The organism is Pedobacter sp. MC2016-24, assembly GCF_015223055.1.
Classification (GTDB): domain Bacteria; phylum Bacteroidota; class Bacteroidia; order Sphingobacteriales; family Sphingobacteriaceae; genus Pedobacter.
In genome coordinates this window covers 31,905-52,607 of record NZ_JADFBX010000014.1, presented here as the reverse complement: position 1 = coordinate 52,607, position 20,703 = coordinate 31,905, and the positions used below count along the sequence as shown (strand labels likewise).

At 41.3% G+C, this 20,703-nt stretch carries 16 protein-coding genes; 5 read left to right on the top strand and 11 right to left on the bottom strand.

From position 1 onward, the window contains the following. Positions 1-30 precede the first annotated feature (30 nt). A complete protein-coding gene (locus IM797_RS22850; RefSeq protein WP_194129524.1) occupies positions 31-1,503 on the bottom strand; it encodes an APC family permease in 1,473 nt (490 codons plus the stop codon). 237 nt (positions 1,504-1,740) lie between these two features. Here IM797_RS22850 and IM797_RS22845 point away from each other — a divergent pair, with 237 nt between their 5' ends. From IM797_RS22845 to IM797_RS22830, 4 genes are all read left to right on the top strand, one after another. Next, positions 1,741-4,068, top strand: a complete 2,328-nt coding sequence (locus IM797_RS22845) for a sodium-translocating pyrophosphatase (protein ID WP_228099062.1) — start codon at positions 1,741-1,743, stop codon at positions 4,066-4,068. Between the two features lie 139 nt (positions 4,069-4,207). Continuing rightward, positions 4,208-5,674, top strand: a complete 1,467-nt coding sequence (locus IM797_RS22840) for an amino acid permease (RefSeq protein WP_194129523.1) — start codon at positions 4,208-4,210, stop codon at positions 5,672-5,674. A gap of 30 nt (positions 5,675-5,704) precedes the next feature. Then, positions 5,705-7,189 carry an amino acid permease gene (locus IM797_RS22835; protein ID WP_194129522.1) on the top strand — a complete coding sequence of 495 codons (1,485 nt, stop codon included), beginning with the start codon at positions 5,705-5,707 and terminating at the stop codon, positions 7,187-7,189. Positions 7,190-7,293: 104 nt separating this feature from the next. Next, on the top strand, positions 7,294-7,863 hold the full coding sequence (locus IM797_RS22830; protein ID WP_194129521.1) for a MarC family protein: 570 nt from the start codon (positions 7,294-7,296) through the stop codon (positions 7,861-7,863). On the opposite strand, the gene IM797_RS22825 is transcribed toward IM797_RS22830, so the two are convergent. The 4 genes from IM797_RS22825 to IM797_RS22810 are packed head-to-tail and all read right to left on the bottom strand — an operon-like array spanning position 7,858 to position 12,167. After that, entirely contained in the window at positions 7,858-9,027 is a 1,170-nt protein-coding gene (locus IM797_RS22825) for an RsmB/NOP family class I SAM-dependent RNA methyltransferase (RefSeq protein WP_194129520.1), read from the bottom strand. The two genes, IM797_RS22830 and IM797_RS22825, sit on opposite strands and share 6 nt — an antisense overlap. Continuing rightward, the gene (locus IM797_RS22820) at positions 9,024-10,250 is read right to left on the bottom strand and encodes an ABC transporter substrate-binding protein (RefSeq protein ID WP_194129519.1); all 1,227 of its coding nucleotides are present in this window, start codon (positions 10,248-10,250) and stop codon (positions 9,024-9,026) included. The genes IM797_RS22825 and IM797_RS22820 overlap by 4 nt, the downstream gene beginning before the upstream one ends. Beyond that, positions 10,207-11,736, bottom strand: a complete 1,530-nt coding sequence (guaA, locus tag IM797_RS22815; protein ID WP_194129518.1) for a glutamine-hydrolyzing GMP synthase — start codon at positions 11,734-11,736, stop codon at positions 10,207-10,209. The genes IM797_RS22820 and guaA overlap by 44 nt, the downstream gene beginning before the upstream one ends. Before the next feature lie 8 nt (positions 11,737-11,744). Next, positions 11,745-12,167 (bottom strand): dCMP deaminase family protein, encoded by a 423-nt coding sequence (locus tag IM797_RS22810; RefSeq protein WP_194129517.1) that lies wholly within the window; start codon positions 12,165-12,167, stop codon positions 11,745-11,747. A gap of 242 nt (positions 12,168-12,409) precedes the next feature. Between IM797_RS22810 and IM797_RS22805 the strand changes: the two genes are divergently transcribed. After that, on the top strand, positions 12,410-13,039 hold the full coding sequence (locus tag IM797_RS22805) for a LysE family translocator (RefSeq protein WP_194129516.1): 630 nt from the start codon (positions 12,410-12,412) through the stop codon (positions 13,037-13,039). 230 nt (positions 13,040-13,269) lie between these two features. Here the strand turns inward: IM797_RS22805 and IM797_RS22800 are convergent, their stop codons facing one another. From IM797_RS22800 to IM797_RS22775, 6 genes are all read right to left on the bottom strand, one after another. Further along, entirely contained in the window at positions 13,270-15,171 is a 1,902-nt protein-coding gene (locus IM797_RS22800; RefSeq protein WP_194129515.1) for a class II glutamine amidotransferase, read from the bottom strand. A 99-nt stretch (positions 15,172-15,270) separates the two neighbouring features. Then, on the bottom strand, positions 15,271-16,104 hold the full coding sequence (gene murI / locus IM797_RS22795) for a glutamate racemase (RefSeq protein ID WP_228099060.1): 834 nt from the start codon (positions 16,102-16,104) through the stop codon (positions 15,271-15,273). 63 nt (positions 16,105-16,167) lie between these two features. After that, complete coding sequence (locus tag IM797_RS22790) at positions 16,168-16,728, bottom strand: OmpH family outer membrane protein (protein WP_194129514.1); 561 nt, start codon at positions 16,726-16,728, stop codon at positions 16,168-16,170. 43 nt (positions 16,729-16,771) lie between these two features. After that, positions 16,772-17,302, bottom strand: a complete 531-nt coding sequence (locus tag IM797_RS22785; RefSeq protein WP_194129513.1) for an OmpH family outer membrane protein — start codon at positions 17,300-17,302, stop codon at positions 16,772-16,774. Between the two features lie 18 nt (positions 17,303-17,320). Beyond that, positions 17,321-19,888: an outer membrane protein assembly factor BamA gene (gene bamA, locus IM797_RS22780; RefSeq protein WP_228099058.1), complete on the bottom strand. Its 2,568-nt coding sequence runs from the start codon at positions 19,886-19,888 to the stop codon at positions 17,321-17,323. A gap of 63 nt (positions 19,889-19,951) precedes the next feature. After that, a complete protein-coding gene (locus IM797_RS22775) occupies positions 19,952-20,692 on the bottom strand; it encodes an isoprenyl transferase (protein ID WP_194129512.1) in 741 nt (246 codons plus the stop codon). Positions 20,693-20,703: the final 11 nt, after the last annotated feature.

Here is a 20,703-nt window from a genome sequence, read left to right as displayed (position 1 = left end):
AAAAATCCCTTGAAATAAATCACCAGGCAACTAACGAACTGTTTCCTTTTGCTTCGTTAAATAATAAATCGGTATCCCAATCAGTACAATAATAAGTCCCGGCCAGGTAAACTGAGGTTTGAACCAGATCAGCAACAAACAGAAACTGATTCCTAAAATAATATATAAGGCTGGCAATACCGGATATCCGAAGGCTTTATACGGACGTTCTGCATTGGGCAATCTTTTGCGCAGAATAAAAATACCACCAATGGTCAATACATAGAAAATAACGACTACAAAAGAAATCATATCCAGAAGGTCACCATACTTGCCGCTAAGGCAAAGAATTGCGGCAACCAGGCATTGTGCCCAAAGTGCCCATTGCGGTACCCCATGTTTGTTTAATTTTCCTGCATTTTTAAAAAACAGACCATCTTGCGCCATGGTATAATAAACTCTTGAGCCAGCGAGGATCAAGCCATTGTTACAGCCAAAAGTTGAAATCATAATCATTACCGCAATCAATCCAGTACCAATGTCTCCAAAAATAACCTGGGAAGCAGTTACGGCTACCCTATCCTTTGCCGCATGTGCAATTTCATCCATGGGCAGTACGGCAAGGTAAACCAGATTGGCACATACATAAATAACAGTCACAATCAAGGTACCCAGGAACAGGCTAAGCCCGATATTCCTTTTTGGGTTTTTCATTTCACCGGCAATGAAAGTCACATTGTTCCAGGCATCGCTACTAAAAACAGAGCCTACCATAGCAGCGGCAATACCACCCAGCAAAGCTGTTCCCGCGATTGGCGTTACACTGAATCCTGCAGCAGGTTTACAGGCATCCAGCAAAGTCGCTTTTGTTGCCATCCAGGTATTGTCCCAGTTCGCATGCCAGATTTCGGGCTTAAACATGACAAATCCTGCAATGATCAAACCAAAAAGTGTCAGCAGTTTGGTAGAAGTAAAAATATTTTGAATCCATTTTCCGCCTTTTACACCGCGGGTATTGGAATAAGTGAGTAATGCAATTACTGCGATAGACATGAGTTGTGCAGAGCTTACAGAAAAATAGGTTGGGCTATTACAACTGTCCAGTCCGGTCTGGATGCGAAGCAATTTATTGTCTTCGCTCAATGCTGGGATCAGGTAAGCAGCAAATTTAGAGAAAGCCACCCCCACTGCGGCTATTGTACCTGTTTGTATCACTGCAAAAACACTCCAGCCATATAAAAAGGCAATCAGTTTGTTGTAAGATTCTTTCAGGTAAACATACTGACCACCAGCTTTGGGGTACATCCCACTCAATTCGCCATAACTTATGGCTGCAGTCATGGTCATCAAACCAGTAATGACCCATACGGCAATCAGCCAACCGGCACTACCTACATTTCTTGTGATGTCAGCACTGACAATAAATATCCCTGAACCGATCATGGATCCAACGACAAGCATTGTACCATCTAAAAGTCCGAGCTCTCTCTTAAAAGAGGCATCCTGGGGTTGGTTATCCATCATGGTTTCTGGTTTGGTTAAGGTTGCTTTGGTATTGCTAATATATTTAATTTTTTAAAGATCAATTCATAATGAGAAAATAAAAACCTACATTAACCTAAACAAAGTTGAAAACTGTACATTTAGAAAAAGCATGCCACAATAAATAGATGGCTGCCAGTTGAGATACGACGTAAAATGCTTAAAACAAACCAAATATAAACTAACCAAAATTCAGAACCACTAAAAGAGAATTAAAGTATGGAGTTTTTACAAAACAATTTAATTTATCTGATTCCTGTAATGGGCTTAATCGGCATCCTGGTGATGGCCGTTAAAAGCGCCTGGGTAAACAAACAGGATGCAGGAGATGCGAACATGCAGGAACTTGCCGGCTATATTGCCGATGGAGCAATGGCCTTTTTAAAGGCTGAATGGAAAGTGCTCAGTATTTTTGTGGTTTTTACCGCAGCTTTACTGGCCTATTCGGGTACAGTACATGAAGTAAATGGTGTAGCATTACACTCCAGCTGGATTATTGCAGTCGCCTTTGTGATCGGCGCAGTATTTTCAGCCACTGCGGGTTACATCGGTATGAAAGCAGCCACCAAAGCCAATGTGCGGACCACACAGGCAGCCAGAACAAGTTTAAAACAGGCTTTAAAAGTCTCGTTTACCGGTGGTACGGTTATGGGACTTGGTGTAGCCGGACTGGCTATTTTAGGCCTTGGCGGTTTATTCATCGTGTTTTTACAAATTTTCAATGTGTTAGAAGCTAACAGTACCGAAATGAAAACAGCCATAGAAGTACTGACCGGTTTTTCTTTGGGTGCGGAATCTATCGCTTTATTTGCACGCGTTGGCGGTGGTATTTATACCAAAGCTGCTGATGTTGGTGCCGATCTGGTTGGAAAAGTTGAAGCAGGTATTCCGGAAGATGATGTGCGTAACCCGGCCACGATTGCAGATAACGTGGGTGATAACGTAGGTGACGTTGCCGGCATGGGCGCCGATTTGTTCGGTTCTTATGTAGCCACCATTCTTGCCACTATGGTTTTGGGACAGGAAATTATTGTTGAAAAAATAAATGGGATAGCGGTAGACAACCTGAATGGCTTTTCGCCGGTGCTGCTTCCGATGGTCATTTGCGGACTGGGCATTATATTTTCTATTATAGGCACCTGGTTTGTACGCATTAAAGGTGAAGATTCGAATGTGCAAACGGCCTTAAACCTGGGCAACTGGGGCTCTATTGTCATTACAGCGATTGCTTCTTACTTTATCGTAACCGCTATGTTGCCCGATCAACTTCATTTGCGTGGGGTTGATTTTACAAGTATGGATGTGTATTACGCCATCATTGTAGGTTTAGTTGTGGGCACGTTAATGAGTATCATTACTGAATATTATACGGCCATGGGCAAAGGCCCGGTGAATTCGATCATTCAACAGTCGGGTACCGGGCATGCGACCAATATCATTGGCGGCTTATCGGTAGGTATGAAATCTACTGTGGCGCCCATCCTGGTATTGGCTGCTGGGATCATCTTGTCTTACTCATTCGCGGGTCTATATGGTGTAGCTATTGCTGCTGCCGGAATGATGGCTACAACAGCGATGCAACTGGCGATTGATGCTTTTGGACCGATTGCAGATAATGCAGGTGGTATCGCAGAGATGAGCCAGCTTCCTCCAGAAGTTCGCGAACGTACGGACAATCTGGATGCTGTGGGTAATACTACAGCAGCTACTGGTAAAGGCTTTGCCATTGCCTCTGCAGCTTTAACCTCATTGGCTTTGTTTGCTGCATTTGTAGGTGTAGCCGGCATTTCCGCCATTGACATTTACAAAGCACCCGTATTGGCCGGACTATTTGTTGGCGCGATGATTCCATTTATCTTTTCCGCTTTGTGTATTGCTGCTGTAGGTAAGGCAGCGATGGATATGGTTCAGGAAGTAAGACGCCAATTCCGCGAAATCCCTGGAATTATGGAGTATAAAGCAAAGCCGGAATATGAAAAATGTGTAGCCATCTCTACCAAAGCTTCTATTCGTGAAATGATGTTGCCTGGTGCCATTGCACTCCTGGTACCGATCATTGTTGGTTTTGGCTTTAAGGGCGTATTTCCTACCGTAAGTTCGGCAGAAATATTAGGTGGATTACTGGCAGGAGTGACGGTTTCAGGTGTACTGATGGGTATTTTCCAAAGCAATGCCGGAGGAGCGTGGGATAACGCAAAAAAATCATTCGAAAAAGGAGTGAAAATCAATGGCGAGATGTTTTACAAAAAATCAGAACCTCATAAAGCTTCGGTAACAGGTGATACTGTAGGTGACCCTTTCAAAGATACCTCTGGCCCATCGATGAATATTTTGATCAAACTGATGTCTATCGTATCGCTGGTTATCGCGCCATATATTGCAGTGTCAGTTCGTGATGACCTTTCTGCAAAAGCGGTAGTTAAGACAGAACTAAAAATGAGCGGACATCTGGATGCTGCAAATCAGCAATTGCAAAAAGAGCTGGATTCGATGCAAACCGAAATGAATAAACTGACAAGTAAGGCCATTCAGAATGCGCCACATTAATGTGACAGTCAATATTTAATAAAAGGGATTTCTAACACGAATCCCTTTTATTTTTTAATATATTTTATTTAGGTTTGGTACTGAGTAATTTTACATTAAACTAACATTCATAAAACCCAAACTAACCTAAAAACTGTATATGTTATTTAAAAAATCTATTCCGCAACTATTGGCTGAAGCAAATGAGAGCGGCGAGGGAACTTTAAAACGTTCTCTAAGCAGCTTCAATCTCGTCGCCTTAGGCGTTGGGGCCATCATAGGTGCAGGATTATTTTCGCTGACGGGTATTGCCGCAGCAGATAATGCCGGACCGGCAGTAATCCTATCCTTTATTATTGCCGCAGTGGGCTGTGGTTTTGCAGGTCTTTGCTATGCTGAATTCGCCTCCATGATACCCGTTGCAGGAAGTGCCTATACTTACTCCTATGCCACTATGGGTGAGTTTATGGCCTGGATTATTGGCTGGGATCTGGTATTGGAATATGCTTTAGGGGCAGCTACTGTAGCTTCCAGCTGGTCGCAGTACTTTTCCCAGTTTCTACTGGAATTTGGCATACATTTCCCGGCAGAACTGTTACATGGCCCTTGGGAGGGCGGTATTGTCAATTTACCCGCAATCATCATCGTATGTCTGCTTTCTTTATTGCTGATGAAGGGTACAAAAGATTCTTCAGCTGTAAACAATGTACTTGTTATTGTAAAAGTCGCTGTAGTACTGATATTCATCGTTTTAGGTTGGAGTTTCATCAATCCGGCCAATCATCAACCATTCATACCTGCCAATCCTGGTGAAGATGCTGTAAAAGCAGGCACCAAAGGCTTCTTTGAATTCTTCTCCAGTCCGGATTTCGGACACTTTGGAATCAGTGGTATTTTACGTGGTGCAGGTGTCGTGTTCTTTGCTTTTATCGGCTTTGATGCCGTTAGTACCGCCGCACAGGAGGCTAAAAACCCGCAAAAAGGTATGCCGATTGGCATCATCGGATCCCTCGTGGTATGTACCCTGTTATACGTACTTTTCTCTTATGTGATGACCGGCCTTGAAAATTACACCAAATTTGCCGGCGATGCAAAACCAGTAGCAACCGCTTTTGCGCAGACAGGTTATAGCTTTTTGAACCGCTTTTTAATGATCGCCATCCTGGCTGGTTATACTTCTGTGATCCTGGTGCTGTTGCTGGGACAAAGTCGCGTGTTTTACAGTATGAGTAAAGATGGTTTATTGCCAAAACTATTCTCAGATTTACATACAAAAAATCAGACACCCTGGAAAACCAATCTGTTGTTTATGGTTTTTGTGAGTATTTTTGCAGGCTTTGTACCTGTTTCTGACTTGGGCCACATGGTGAGTATCGGTACTTTGTTTGCTTTTTCGTTGGTTTGTATTGGGGTGTTGATCCTGAGAAAAACAGAGCCAGATTTGCAGAGACCCTTCCGCACCCCCTGGGTTCCATTGGTGCCAATATTGGGTATCCTGGTTTGCGTACTGATGATGGCTTCCCTTCCGATTGTAAGCTGGGAACGGCTAGGTATCTGGATGGTACTTGGTGTGGTGATTTACTACGCCTACAGCAAGAAACATAGTAAGATCAGAAATGGACAATAAAAACACGACACTTAACAATTAAACTAAAATATGCTATTTAAAAAATCTATTCCGCAACTGTTAGCAGAAGCAAATGAGAGTGGCGAAGGTACATTAAAGCGATCGCTGACCAGCTTCAACCTGGTCGCCCTTGGTGTTGGTGCAATTATCGGGGCAGGTTTGTTTTCCCTGACTGGAATAGCCGCGGCTGATAACGCGGGACCAGCGGTAATCCTGTCCTTCATTATTGCAGCAGTTGGTTGTGGTTTTGCTGGACTGTGTTATGCAGAGTTCGCCTCCATGATTCCTGTTGCAGGAAGTGCTTATACCTATTCTTATGCTACCATGGGTGAGTTTATGGCCTGGATCATCGGCTGGGATCTTGTGCTTGAATATGCGCTGAGCGCGGCTACTGTAGCCTCCAGCTGGTCGCAGTATTTTTCCCAGTTCCTATTGGAGTTTGGAATCCAATTTCCCGACAAATTTTTGCATGGCCCCTGGGAGGGTGGAATTGTAAACATTCCGGCGATTGTCATTGTATGTCTGCTTTCACTCTTACTGATGAAAGGCACTAAAGATTCTTCGGCAGTAAACAACATCCTGGTTATCGTAAAAGTAGCCGTGGTACTGATATTTATTGCTTTAGGCTGGGGTTTCATCAATTCGGCCAATCATCATCCGTTCATACCACCAAATCCGGGAGAAGATGCAGTGAAAGCTGGTACACTTGGATTCTTTGATTTCTTCTCCAGTCCTGATTTTGGACATTTCGGAATCAGTGGTGTTTTGCGCGGTGCGGGTGTAGTATTCTTTGCCTTTATTGGCTTTGATGCAGTAAGTACCGCAGCACAGGAAGCTAAAAACCCACAAAAAGGAATGCCAATCGGTATTATCGGATCATTGATTGTATGTACCCTATTGTATGTACTTTTCTCCTATGTGATGACTGGCCTGGAAAACTACACCAAGTTTGCCGGTGATGCCAAACCTGTTGCGACTGCATTTGCTCAAACAGGCTATACCTTTTTAAACCGCTTTCTGATGATTGCGATCCTCGCTGGTTATACTTCTGTAATCCTCGTGATGTTATTGGGACAAAGCCGTGTGTTTTACAGCATGAGTAAAGATGGTTTGTTGCCAAAGATATTCTCAGATCTTCACCCTAAAAATCAAACCCCATGGAAAACCAATCTGATATTTATGGCTTTTGTTAGTCTTTTTGCCGGATTTGTACCGGTATCAGATTTGGGCCATATGGTGAGTATAGGTACACTTTTCGCCTTTTCTCTGGTTTGTATTGGTGTATTGATTTTGAGAAAAACTGAACCGAATTTAGCCAGACCTTTCCGTACACCATGGGTACCTCTGGTGCCGATATTGGGTATATTGGTTTGCGTATTGATGATGGCTTCCCTGCCGATTGTAAGTTGGGAGCGTTTAGCCATCTGGATGATCCTGGGCGTTGTCATTTACTATGTATATGGCAAAAAACACAGTAAGATCAGAAACGAATATAAAAACAGCGGCCAGCAATAAAGCTACTGGACTGAACCTAAAAAACGGAGTGTAACTATGCAGCTACACTCCGTTTTATTTTATCGAAAAAATTGCGTTACTTTTGTAGCATAAAAAAACTGTGTATGGAATTTAATTTCAGTCAAATCCTGTCAACTTCAATGATCTTATTCGCCATCATTGATATTCTGGGTGCTATACCAATTGTAATAGAACTCAGAAAAAAAGCTGGCCATATTGAATCGGAGAAGGCAACTTTAGTAGCGACAGTTTTGATGATTTTGTTCCTATTTGCAGGAGAAAGCCTATTGAAAATTATCAACCTCGATGTAGCATCCTTCGCGATTGCCGGTTCAATGGTGATCTTTGTAATCGCGCTTGAAATGGTATTGGGGTTAACCATTTTCAAAGAAGGTGATGCTCCTGAAACCGTTTCTATTGTTCCATTGGCTTTTCCTTTAATTGCAGGGGCAGGTACGATGACCACCCTGCTATCGCTAAAAACAGAATATGCTACCCAAAACATAATTGTAGGTATTATGATCAACATGATGTTTGTTTATTTCGTGTTGAAGAATACCGAACGTCTGGAAAAACTATTTGGAAAATCGGGGCTGAATGTATTGCGCAAAGCCTTTGGTATTATTCTTCTGGCAATCGCCATCAAATTGTTCAGAAACAATACCGGACTATAATGCTTTTTTAAGCAGCCGTGCAACAAACATGGTATCTGCTTTTTGGGTATAGCCTTTAACCAGCTCCATTTCTTCAAGCTCCAGCGGTAAGTTCTCCAGCATCCAATGAACTACCCCTTCATTTTCCTGTTCAAATGCAGAGCAGGTAATGTAGATTAATGGTTTGCCGGGCTTGAGGTATTTAATGACATTGGCAGCAATGTTCTTTTGTAGCCTGGAGAAATAATCAATTTTATGATCTTCAAAGTAATACAGCATTTCTGGTGTACGGCCCCAGGTACCAGCACCAGAACATGGCGCATCCAGTATGATGCCGTCGAATTCATAATGATGCAGGTCAGGATCGTTGTTTTGAAGCAAGTCAAGCACTTTCTTTTGGTATTGCTTTAACCCAGCTTCCTGAAAACGCTCATCCAGATTGTTTAAGCTATTTTCCCGGACATCACTGACCAGTAGTTCCACTTTAGGTTCCAATGCATGTAGCAACAGCGATTTACCACCAGAGGCTGCACAGCAATCCCACCATTTATCCCATGGCTGTGGTTTAAAGAACTTACCAGTTTGCTGCGAAGATAAATCCTGCACCTGATAATACTTTTGTACCGGCAGTACCTGTTCCAGTTTGGTACCATTAGGCAAAGCCAGGGTGTATTCAGTAATGGCGTTAAAAGGCACAGCATGCTGCTTCAAAGCCTCGAAGGTTTGTTGTGCAAAAGCCGTGTTTAAACGAATAAACAAATCTGGCTGTACAAAAAAGGAGGCGAAAAACAGCTTTTGATCTATGCTTTTGGAAAGGGCTGCATGAAAAGGAAAAACATCTTCCAATTTAAACTTTGGATAGGCTTTTTGGATCAATTCAATTTTTTCTGCTGTTGGGCGTGCTACCTGTTCTGCCAGTTGAGGCAAATAAGTACTGGTCACCAAACTTGCATCCGCGTTGCAGAGGAAATCGGCAATGGCCAAACGCAATAAGGGGTTTTCCTGAATTAAGGCCTTACCCAATCGGAAAAAGCTATAGATATAGCGTGTAGCCCAACGCCTGTCGGACGAGCCCATCTGTTTATGCTGTTTATAATACATAAACAAAAACCGATGTAGCGGATTTACGCCATCATATTCTTTAAAGATTTGCTCAAAAGCCCTAACCTGGTGTTCTACCCTCATTCTACAACGTTTAAAGCAAAGTTTTTATAATGTAACAGCATCAAGCTGGTATTAATATACCCAAGCGCATTGTCATGAACAAAGCTGAAAGTATTGTGCAGGCCTTTGTATTTATCTTTAGTCAGGTGTTTCAAATAGCTTTGTCCGTGCTGAGCCAGCAGTTTACCGAAGTAAAAACCAATGTCAAAACCTTTAAAAGCATATTCTCCAGGTTCAAAATTGAACAAAGCCCGGTATTGTTTGATAAAGACGTTTACCTCAGAGCGGGTATAATCGACTTTGTAAGATGAGGTTACATAGGTATTTAAGGCCTGTAACTGATCGGTATTGTAATTTTGTTTCACCCAATCCGGATGTCCAAAAAGTAGTTCATCCAAACCTACCCTTTTCATTTTCATGAGTTTATCCAGTGTTGGAACCACAAATTTGCGATCGGACGAGCTCAATAGGATCACGTACTTCTTCCCTTTCTGTAATTTGGTTTCCAGGGTAAAAACGGAACCATATTCCTGAAACTGAAAATTGGGTTTGGCAGAAAAATACTGCCTCAATGGCGCGCCCATCACTTCATCGCTTGCCGACTTGGGGTTGATCAATACCACAACGGTTGTTGCCGGATTATAAGTCCTGGTAACGTAATCACCTATTTTACGCGCATGCAAATCTATGTTATTGACAATAGAAATGAGGTTGGGATTGTTAAATTCCGCAGGCTGAGAGGCGGCCAATGGATTAACCACAGGGATACCTTTAGTAACGGAATAATTGGTCATGTATTTTAATCCATCGGGATACACTGGCCCAACGATCAAATTGGTACCGATTAAACCTCCGTTTTCAATGATGCCTTCGATTTGAGTATTGCTATCCCGGGTATCAAAAACCTTGAGTTTAAAGTTCTGACCCGCTACTGCAGCAGCCGAATCTACACCCAATTTAAAACCCTGGTAAAAGTCAATGGCCATGGCTGCTTTTTCCACATCGGCTTTAACAGCAGTTTTAAGTTTAATTTCATTTAAACGAAAAGGGACGAGCAGGGCAATGTTAGCCTCAGAAAATCTGCTCACAGTTTTTTCCGGAACTTTTACCTCTTTTGGAACTTCGGGCTTTTTAGTTACGGGTTTTATTTTTGGCGAGCAGGCGGACAAGAGTATGCCCGCCATGCAAATCAGCCAGTATTTATTCCCACTCAATGGTAGCTGGTGGTTTTGAACTAATGTCATATACTACGCGGTTAATTCCTTTTACTTTGTTGATGATTTCATTGGAAATTTTAGCAAGTACCGGATATGGTAAATGACACCAATCGGCAGTCATACCATCTACAGACTCGACAGCGCGCAGGGCTATTGCGTTTTCATAAGTACGCTCATCTCCCATTACCCCTACAGATTGAACTGGCAAAAATATCGCTCCGGCCTGCCACACTTTATCGTACAAACCAGCTTCTTTCAAATTATTGATATATATTGCATCTGCTTCCTGCAGGATCGCCACTTTCTCGGCAGTCACTTCACCCAAAATACGAATGGCCAGACCTGGTCCAGGGAAAGGGTGACGTCCGATAATGAAATGCTCCAATCCTAAAGAAGTACCTACCCTTCTTACTTCGTCTTTGAACAAAGTTTTCAATGGTTCTACTACTTTTAGTTTCATAAAATCAGGCAATCCGCCAACATTATGGTGAGATTTGATTGTTGCTGAAGGCCCACCATTTACAGATACAGACTCAATGATGTCCGGGTAAATTGTGCCTTGTGCCAACCATTTTACGTCTTCAACCAGGTGCGCTTCCGTATCGAAAACCTCGATGAATACACGTCCGATTGCTTTACGCTTCAACTCAGGATCGGTAACACCGGCAAGCTGGCTTAAGAAACGTTCTTTAGCATCTACGCCTTTGATGTTTAAACCAAGGTGTTTATATTGCTCCAGTACGGCAGCATATTCATCTTTACGAAGTAAGCCGTTGTCTACGAAAATACAATGTAAGTTTGCCCCGATTGCTTTGTGTAATAAAACCGCGGCAACGCTGGAGTCTACACCACCTGAAAGGCCAAGGACCACTTTATCATCTCCAAGCTGAGCTTTCAACTCTGCAATTGTAGTTTCTACAAAGGCATATGGGGTCCACTCTTGTTTACATCCGCAAATGTCTACCAGAAAATTCTCTAACAATTGTTTACCATCGATGCTGTGTGTAACTTCAGGGTGAAACTGGATACCATAAGTTTCGCTACCTTTTACCTGGTAAGCAGCCACTTTAACACTATCTGTACTTGCAATCAATTCGAAGTGTTCAGGCACTTTAGTGATCGTATCACCATGAGACATCCATACCTGAGAATCTAAGGCTATATTCTTCAATAATTTATTGTCTGTAGCTACAAAATTCAAATTTGCACGTCCGTATTCACGAGTAGAGGAAGGCTGAACCTCACCTCCGGAATGCTGAGCGATGTATTGTGCGCCATAGCAAACAGCCAGGGTCGGGTAATTAGTAAACTGACCCAAATCTACCTGCGGTGCATCTTCCTGACGAACAGAATAAGGGCTACCTGATAGAATAATTCCTTTTACATCAGTTGAGAGTTCAGGAATCTTATTAAATGGATGAATCTCGCAATAAACATTTAGCTCACGTACCCTTCGGGCAATCAATTGTGTGTATTGGGAACCAAAATCGAGAATAATGATTTTTTCTAGCATGGCCAAAGTTAAGAATACTTAATGACTTCTACGCCAAACCGGCTCAAAAAATCTACTCCTTCATCACTTGGAAGGCCTTTATAGGCCGCATATGAATCTTTGAAATATACGGTTTTAATTCCCGAAGATAAAATTAAACGGGCACAGGCAATGCACGGCGATAAAGTGGTATAAAGGGTTGCACCTTCTATATTGGAACCGTTTCTTAGTCCGTAAAGAATGGCATTTTCCTCTGCATGTATCGCCAGGGAACAGCTTCCCCTGGAATCCCTGGCACAGCCATCCTCCGGCCACTCTTCATCGCAGTTGTGTGTTTCTGGTGGCGGACCGTTATAACCAATGGAAATGATCCTGGTGTCTTTGGTTAAAACAGCACCCACCTGAGCACGTACGCAATGTGAACGACCGGCCAGATCGGTGGCCAGATTCATAAAAATATGGTTGAAGCTTGGTTTTGTTCTGATATTATTTGTAGTCATACTATTCCTTGTAATTTCGATACTTAATGGGCATCAACAGCGTTTAAGTTAAGTTATTTATTGGCCCGGATGCTAAGTAAGGTCAAACTTAGACAAAAATAAAATAATGCCCCAGACAAAATTCATTGAGAAAAAAGGGGGCACTTTATGTTTAAAATTGCATATTAGCACAATAATATATATACGTTAGGTGGATGTTTGAAGCAATATTACAAGGGATAGGAGCGGGTATTTTATTTTCTTTTTTAACAGGTCCGGTCTTCTTCTCGATGATCAAGACCAGCATTGAAAAGGGCTTTAAAGCAGGTTTCTCTCTGGCGATTGGTGTAGTCTTTAGCGATATCATCTTCATCGCACTCACCATATTCAGCGCACAGTTTGTAAATTATAAATCAACATATTTTCAGTATATAGGCATCATTGGAGGCCTTTTTTTATTTGGGATCGGGTTGTATTACCTGCTCCATAAGGTGAAAGTCAGTTACGATGTCAGCGAAATCGCCAAGATTAAAAAGCGGGGTTATATCCTCAAAGGATTTTTAATGTGCCTCCTCTCTCCTACTACCTTAATGTTTTGGATTATGGTAGGTGGTATTGTTTCAGTGCAGCTGCATTTAACCATGGCAGAAAAGGTTGTATTCTTTATTGTGGCCATGGCGACACAACTTACCGTAGATGGGGTAAAAACATATTATGCTGCTAAATTAAGATACCGCATCAAGGAAAAGACCATACAGAACCTCAACAGGATTGCAGGCGCCGTGATTATCATTTTTGCCATTCGGCTGTTTGTAGAGGTGTTGTTGAAGCACTATAAAGTGTAAAGTGTAAAGGGGAAAAATAATACATCGTTAAATGTAAAAAAAAGACCTGTTACAACGCGTAACAGGTCTTTTTTTACATTTATTTTAAGGGACGCCAAACAAGCCGCCCAGTTAACACACTATACAAGCCGCCTAGTTGGAAGCAAAAATGCTTACTGTGAAGAGGCCTAAGCGCTGTGCGCTTTTTCAGCGCCTCAGATGCCAGACTCAGAACAGTACAGCTTTTTTGCCTAGTAAGCCCGCTGGTTATTTCCTTCTTTCCAGTTTACAAAAGCTTTATTCACTACTTTATTACCACCTGGTGTAGGATAATTTCCTGAGAAGTACCAATCTCCGGTATGATTAGGACAAGCCACGTGTAAGTTATCAAGTGTCTGATAAATCACTTCAACTTCCGCATTGATATTTTCCGGAGTAATGATTTTGGTGATTTGCGCAGAAATCTCTTCCTGTTTAAACGGTCTGTAAATATCTTTTACGTGGTTTACGATTTCTTCTTTAGGCAATAATAATGAAGCTTTACATTTCTGATAAACCTCTTCAATGATATGCTCAAGGCCTCTTTCTTTCAACAATTGAATCGCTGCTTCGAAGGCTACAAACTGTCCCATTTTAGACATATCAATACCGTAGCAATCGGGATAACGGATTTGTGGTGCTGAAGATACAATGATAATCTTTTTAGGATGCAGCCTGTCAATAATTTTGATGATACTTTGCTTTAAAGTTGTTCCCCTTACGATGGAATCGTCAATGGCAACCAGCGTATCCGTATGATTTTTAATTACACCATAGGTCGTATCGTAGACATGGGCAACCATATCGCCACGATCTGCATCCTGGGTAATGAAAGTTCTCAATTTAACATCCTTAATGGCCAGTTTCTCTACCCTTGGGCGCATAGAAAGCAATTCATCAAGTGCGGTATCATCCAGAATATCTTTGCGACGCAATAAAGCATCCTTTTGGAAATCCCTGATATAAGCATGCAGACCGTCTACCATTCCGTAAAATGACACCTCTGCAGTATTTGGTATGAAAGAGAATACTGTATTTTTCAAATCAGCACTCACCGCTTTTAAGATCTGGTCGCACAATAATGCACCCAGGTGTTTTCTTTCTTTATAGATTTCGGCATCACTTCCTCTGGAGAAATAGATCCGTTCAAATGAACACGCTCTTTTTTCTGCAGGCTCTCTGAATTCTTCTTGAGTTACGGTACCGTCTTTTTTAACAATTAGCGCATGCCCTGGTTTAATTTCCTGAACATTTTTAAACTGAATATTGAAAGCCGTTTGAATCGCTGGTCTTTCAGAAGCTGCTACCACGATCTCATCGTCAGCATAGTAATAAGCCGGACGGATTCCAGAAGGATCACGCAAAACAAAAGCATCACCATTACCTACAATTCCGGAAATGGCATAACCTCCATCCCAGTTTTTTGCAGAGCGTTTTAGAATTTTAGCAATGTCCAGGTTTCTAGAGATCTTTTGAGTAATCTCTACGTTATCCAGACCTTCTTTTTTATACTGATCAAACAACTGCTGATTTTCATCATCCAGGAAGTGACCAATTTTTTCCAGTACGGTTACGGTATCCGCCTGCTCTTTTGGGTGCTGACCAAGCTCATATAACTGCTCCAGTAACTCATCCACATTGGTCATGTTGAAATTTCCGGCAATTACCAGGTTCCTGGTCATCCAGTTGTTCTGACGAAGGAAGGGGTGACAGTTTTCGATGCTGTTCTTACCGTGTGTTCCATAACGCAGGTGCCCTAACAATACCTCACCAATAAAACTTACATTTTGTTTTAGCCATTCCGCATCTTGCATCAGTTCCGGCGTCTCATTTTGGATGTCTACAAACTTGTTCTGCACATACCCAAAAATATCTGCTACAGCATTTTGTGCCATAGAGCGGTATCTGCTGATGTAACGGTGTCCTGGCTTAACATCAAGTTTAATGGTTGCAATACCGGCGCCATCTTGCCCGCGGTTGTGCTGTTTTTCCATCAAAAGATAAAGCTTGTTCAGGCCGTAAAGTGCAGTACCGTATTTTTCCTGGTAGTATGAGAGAGGTTTTAAAAGGCGGATAAAGGCTATTCCGCATTCGTGTTTTATCGAGTCACTCATTAGGTGTGTTATTTGAGCCGCAAATTTACCGTTAATAATAATCAGAACCTAGAAAGAAATAGAATCTTTCATTCAGATTAGAATTGCAGGTTCAAGCACCTATAATTTTAAATCTACACGGTTCGAATTTACTGTTTCACCAAAAAAGATGGATGCACTGGCATCAAAAGCCCGGGGATCTCCGGAAGTATAAAATGCTCTTATTGCTGCTTTACCGAGCTGACCTGCGATCTCCGGATGCCTTTCGAGATACGACACCAGGCTATCCGCCACAATATCATCCTGGCCCAGGAGATCAATCCCGTTGGGAAGAAATTCTTTAATTTTAGGGATCAGCAAGGGATAGTGTGTGCAAGCCAGAATGATGCAGTCTATATGCGCATCCTTAGCCAGTAATTCAGCTACGTATTCTTTGACAAAGTAATCAGCACCTGGCTCCAGGTGTTCATTGTTTTCAATCAATGGCACCCACATCGGGCAGCTCTGCTGTACCACTTTAACATTTGGAAAGAAGTGATCAATTTCCATCAGGTAAGATTCTGAATTGACAGTTCCCCTTGTTCCCATTACACCTACAACATTGGATTTTGTAAAGTCACCAACAATTTCCGCTGTGGGTCTGATCACGCCAAGCACCCGGTATCCCGGATATTTATTCGGTAATATGTTTTGTTGAATGGACCGTAAGGCTTTTGCTGAAGCTGTATTGCAAGCCAGAATCACCAAGGGGCAATTTTGCGCAAACAACCATTCCACACATTCCAGCGTGTATTGGTAAATGGTATCGAATGAGCGGTCTCCATAAGGCGCACGACCATTATCCCCGAGGTAAATGTAATTGTAGTCAGGAAGTTTATTTACAATAGATTTGAAGACGGTTAAACCACCATATCCGGAATCAAAAACACCAATAGATTGCTGCGTATTTATCATAAAAAAACGGGATTGAGTTTTAAGACTCAATCCCGCAATTTAAATATTATAATTTAATACTGACTATTTTTTAGGTGCAGGTGCAGCTGTTTTAGCAATACCCAATTTAGTTTTTACTGCTTCAGTGATGTCGTCACCACCTTCCCAGTAAATCAAAGCCTGGTTTGCAGTATCGAATACATAAGCAAAACCTTTTTCTTTAGAAACTGCTTTAATTGCAGCATCCGCTTTAACTTGAATTGGATTAAACAATTCAGCATTTTTGGTTTCTAATTCTTGTTGTGCTTTAGTTCTTGCATCAGTAATGCGTTTTTCTAAATCCTGTAACTCACCGCCCAATACTTGCAATTCTTTTCCAACCACTTCTTTATTGGCTTCGCTCATTGTTTTTTCTTTTTCCTGAGCTGCTTTCAATTTAGTTTGATATTCGGCAATCATTTTTTCAATATCAGCCTGTTTTGTTTTCTGGAAGGTTTCCAAAGTAGCACGTGCTGTTTTAACTTCTGGCATTGCCTCAATAATAATTGCAGAGTTTAAATGTGCCAACTTTTGTTGTGCATTTGCAACATTCGCAATTAACAATAATCCTGCTCCAACAACAAATGCGTTAATTAACTTTCTCATTTCTATTTTTCTTAATAATTGTTTCTAATATATGTTATATTTTTTATTTAATCATAGCACCTGGCTTAAAACCAAGTTTTTTAATCACATCGTTACTTACATCGTATGTGCTGCTGGCATAAATCATCATGGTTGCCTCACTGCTCTTGTCAAAAATAAAGTCGAGCAATTTGGACTTGGCCACTTCGGCAATCACCTTAGTAACATTATCCTGAATCGGGTTCAATAATTTGGTACGCGACTGGAACAACTCCCCTTCCGGACCAAAAATCCGACGCTGAAATTCCTTCGCAGCTTTCTCTTTTTCAATGATGTCATTTTCCCTGCGCTTACGCATATCCTCTGTAAGCAATACCTGATCGGCCTGATAAGCTTTATACATCTTATCGATCTCGGTAAAATTATTATCTACCTGTTGCTGCCACTGACCAGATAACACGTTCAATTGGTTCAATGCAGACTTATAATCAGGTAAGTGCTTTAAGATATATTCCGTATCCACATAAGCAAACTTTTGAGCAAATGCGCCTGAACACGCAAATATCAGGATGCAAATTAAAAAGTATTTCTTCATTTTCTAAATATTTATGAATTAAAGTCCTCCAAGCTGTTGAGCGATACTGAACGTGAAGTTCTGTTTTCCACCATCTGTAATTCCTGGAATCCGGTCAAACGCATGTCCGTAATCGATACCCAACATTCCAAATATCGGTAAAAATATCCTAGCTCCAATACCTGCAGAACGTCTAACGTTAAAAGGATTGAAATCACCAAACTTATTCCAGGTATTACCAGCCTCACCAAAGGCAACCAAAAAGGCTGTAGCCTGCTGACTTGCAATAACCGGATATCTCAACTCCATCACATATTTAGAGAAGATCGGACTACCTGACTGTTGTGCAATACTTGGATTGGATCCTTGTGGGATAACCGCATTGTTTGCATAACCACGCATTTTAATCACCTCAGAACCTTGCAGGAAGTCGAAGCCTTGCATACCGTCGCCACCCAATTTAAAGCGTTCAAATGCAGACTCTCCAACAGCACTGTTGTACGTTCCTAAGAAACCAAATTGTGCCTGTGCCATCAATACGAATTTACCAGTTACCCTTTGGAACCATTGAGATTCGAATTTCCATTTGTGGTACTCTGTAAATTTATAACGTTGTTTATCTGATGCAGTAGCATAGTTCACATTGTTCATTAAAGAGTATGGTGGTGTTGCCTGTACAGTAAACTTGAAATAAGAACCTCCGGTTGGGAAAATTGGGGAATCTCTTGAATCCCTGCTGATCTCTTGCGTTAAGTTGAAGTTATAAGAAGTACCTGTGCTGAATAAAAAGCCCGGGTAATTGTTCAGAATATATTGTTGCGCATTCACCGCGTAAGTCAACTGAAAGTAGTTGTCCGGGAAGTTCAAACGTTTACCTAAACTCACTGTTATACCATTCAAACGAATCTTTTGGTAAGAAGGATTACTTGGATCAATCGTTGCATAATAAGGACTCTTTCCTCCATTTGATTGCAATGAAGTAAATGCACTCACACCAAAGCTGATTGGTTTTTTACCACCTAACCATGGCTCTGAGAAGGAGAAACTATACGATTGGTAATATTTACCATTGGTTTGTCCACGTAAACTTAACTTCTGTCCGTCACCTTTTGGAAGTGGTTTGTAGGCACTCAGGTTAAACAGGTTTTTTAATGAGAAGTTGTTGAACGTTAAACCCAGTGTACCGATGATGTTACCACCACCAAAACCACCTGATAACTCAATCTGGTCAGAAGGTTTTTCTTCTACTGTATACTCAATATCTACCGTTCCATCTGCCGGATTTGGTTTCGGAACAGGATTGGTTTTTGACTCGTCAAAATTACCCAACTGACCAATCTCACGAACCGTACGGATCAATAAATCTTTAGAGAATTTTTCTCCTGGTTTGGTACGGATCTCACGTCTCACTACGCGGTCGTTGGTAATGGTATTTCCTTTGATGATGATCCTGTTGTTGGTATACTGCGGACCTTCATAAATACGCATCTCTACATCAACAGTATCGTTATGGATTTTGGTTTGTACCGGATCAACGTTAAAAGTTAAATAACCATCATTCAGGTATACACTCGAAACATCATCTCCATTCGCACTACCTCTTAGTTTTTTCTCTAATTTTTCTTCACTAAAGACCTCACCTTTTTCAATACCCAAAACCTTCTCCAGGTAATTGGTGGTGTATTTGGCATTACCTACCCAGGTGATACCGCCGAAATAGTATTTAGGACCCTCATAAAGGTCAATTTTAATGCCTACAGATTTTTCATTAAAACGATAAACAGTGTCTTTCAAAATTACCGCATCACGGTAACCTTTATCATGCATTTTAGCAATCAGTTTCACTTTATCCTCATCGTATTTTTCTTTATTGAATTTACCGGAACCAAAGATTTTATAAAAAGCCTGTTGTTTGGTTTTCTTTAAAAACTTGCGCAGTTTAGCAGAAGAGAAATCTTTATTTCCTGTGAAATTGATCTCATGAACCTTCACCTTGCGGCCTTTATCCACAAATACCTGTAAGGTTACCGTATTCTCCTGAGAAGGATCCGGTTTTGTTTTATAAGTTACATCGGTAAAGAAATAGCCTTTTTCCAATAAGAACTTTTTGATTTTTGCAGTTGTGGTATTGTATAAGTTTTCGTTGATGATGGATTTACCTGTTTTTTCATTCAGTTTTTCAAGGATATCCGTTTTTTGGGATTTGCTGACACCATTGATTTCATATCCACCTAAACGCGGACGTTCTACCACTTCGATATCGAAGAAAACAGTATCTCCTGAAATTTTGGCAATGTCCAGTTGGATATCGTCAAACAATCCCTGGTCCCAAAGGTTTTTAATTGCATTTGCTGTTGCCTCACCCGGCAAAACAATGTGTTCTCCGACGATCAATTTAGAGAGTGTAATGATTACATCCTTATCTAAATATTTTGTCCCGGTTAAAGTGGTACCACCAATGATGTACTCTTTAGGATTGAAATAATCCAACTCCAGGCCATTCACTTTTAGCGAAGGCATTGCCGGGTTAGACTGAGGACGGGTAATCTGTGCCATTGTTGGTAAACCAATCAATAACAATAATATGAGTTGATATATTCTTTTCATTTACAATCTAAAAATCGATGCTAAGTTAATTTAAACACATGTTAAAAAGTGTTAAAAGTAAAATTAGTTCAGTTGTTCGCTAATTTTACCGAAGCGGCGTTCGCGTTTTTGGTAGTCTACAATGGCTTCAAAAAGGTCTTCCTGTCTGAAGTCAGGCCATAAAGTATCCGTAAAATATAATTCTGTATAAGCCATCTGCCACAACAGAAAATTACTCACTCTATGTTCTCCGCTTGTTCGGATCATCAATTCCGGATCGGGAATATTGACAGTGGTGAGTTCGGCTGAAAAATTAGCCTCATCAATGTCATCAATGCTAATCTGACCGTCTTTAACTTTAGCGGCAAGCTTCTTCGCGGCTTCCAGGATCTCCCATTTTGCGCTGTAACTTAAAGCCAATGTCAAAGTACAACGCGTATTATTTGCGGTGTTGTCCATGGCACTTTTCAAGTCGTCAATACATTTTTGCGGAAGTGAGGCGATGTCGCCAATCGCGTTCAGACGGATGTTATTTTTGTTTAAAGTAGGCGTTTCCTGGTTAATGGTAGAGATCAGCAATTCCATTAAAGCATTCACTTCTTCTATCGGCCTGTTCCAGTTTTCAGTGGAAAAAGCATATACAGTCAGGTATTTAATGCCAATATCGGCGCAACCTTCCACAATATCTTTTACGGATAACACACCGCTTTCATGACCAAAATGCCTGAATTTGCCTTGATTTTTTGCCCATCTGCCATTGCCATCCATGATGATTGCAATGTGTTGCGGCAGTTTTGTGCTATCTATTTGTTCTTTAAATCCCATTTATTCTTGCA

Excerpts from the sequence above, each read along its gene's own strand:
- IM797_RS22850 (WP_194129524.1), bottom strand. The coding sequence starts at position 1,503 with ATGATGGATAACCAACCCCAGGATGCCTCTTTTAAGAGAGAGCTCGGA.
- IM797_RS22845 (WP_228099062.1), top strand. The coding sequence starts at position 1,741 with ATGGAGTTTTTACAAAACAATTTAATTTATCTGATTCCTGTAATGGGC.
- IM797_RS22840 (WP_194129523.1), top strand. The coding sequence starts at position 4,208 with ATGTTATTTAAAAAATCTATTCCGCAACTATTGGCTGAAGCAAATGAG.
- IM797_RS22835 (WP_194129522.1), top strand. The coding sequence starts at position 5,705 with ATGCTATTTAAAAAATCTATTCCGCAACTGTTAGCAGAAGCAAATGAG.
- IM797_RS22830 (WP_194129521.1), top strand. The coding sequence starts at position 7,294 with ATGGAATTTAATTTCAGTCAAATCCTGTCAACTTCAATGATCTTATTC.
- IM797_RS22825 (WP_194129520.1), bottom strand. The coding sequence starts at position 9,027 with ATGAGGGTAGAACACCAGGTTAGGGCTTTTGAGCAAATCTTTAAAGAA.
- IM797_RS22820 (WP_194129519.1), bottom strand. The coding sequence starts at position 10,250 with ATGACATTAGTTCAAAACCACCAGCTACCATTGAGTGGGAATAAATAC.
- guaA (WP_194129518.1), bottom strand. The coding sequence starts at position 11,736 with ATGCTAGAAAAAATCATTATTCTCGATTTTGGTTCCCAATACACACAA.
- IM797_RS22810 (WP_194129517.1), bottom strand. The coding sequence starts at position 12,167 with ATGAATCTGGCCACCGATCTGGCCGGTCGTTCACATTGCGTACGTGCT.
- IM797_RS22805 (WP_194129516.1), top strand. The coding sequence starts at position 12,410 with ATGTTTGAAGCAATATTACAAGGGATAGGAGCGGGTATTTTATTTTCT.
- IM797_RS22800 (WP_194129515.1), bottom strand. The coding sequence starts at position 15,171 with ATGAGTGACTCGATAAAACACGAATGCGGAATAGCCTTTATCCGCCTT.
- murI (WP_228099060.1), bottom strand. The coding sequence starts at position 16,104 with ATGATAAATACGCAGCAATCTATTGGTGTTTTTGATTCCGGATATGGT.
- IM797_RS22790 (WP_194129514.1), bottom strand. The coding sequence starts at position 16,728 with ATGAGAAAGTTAATTAACGCATTTGTTGTTGGAGCAGGATTATTGTTA.
- IM797_RS22785 (WP_194129513.1), bottom strand. The coding sequence starts at position 17,302 with ATGAAGAAATACTTTTTAATTTGCATCCTGATATTTGCGTGTTCAGGC.
- bamA (WP_228099058.1), bottom strand. The coding sequence starts at position 19,888 with ATGAAAAGAATATATCAACTCATATTATTGTTATTGATTGGTTTACCA.
- IM797_RS22775 (WP_194129512.1), bottom strand. The coding sequence starts at position 20,692 with ATGGGATTTAAAGAACAAATAGATAGCACAAAACTGCCGCAACACATT.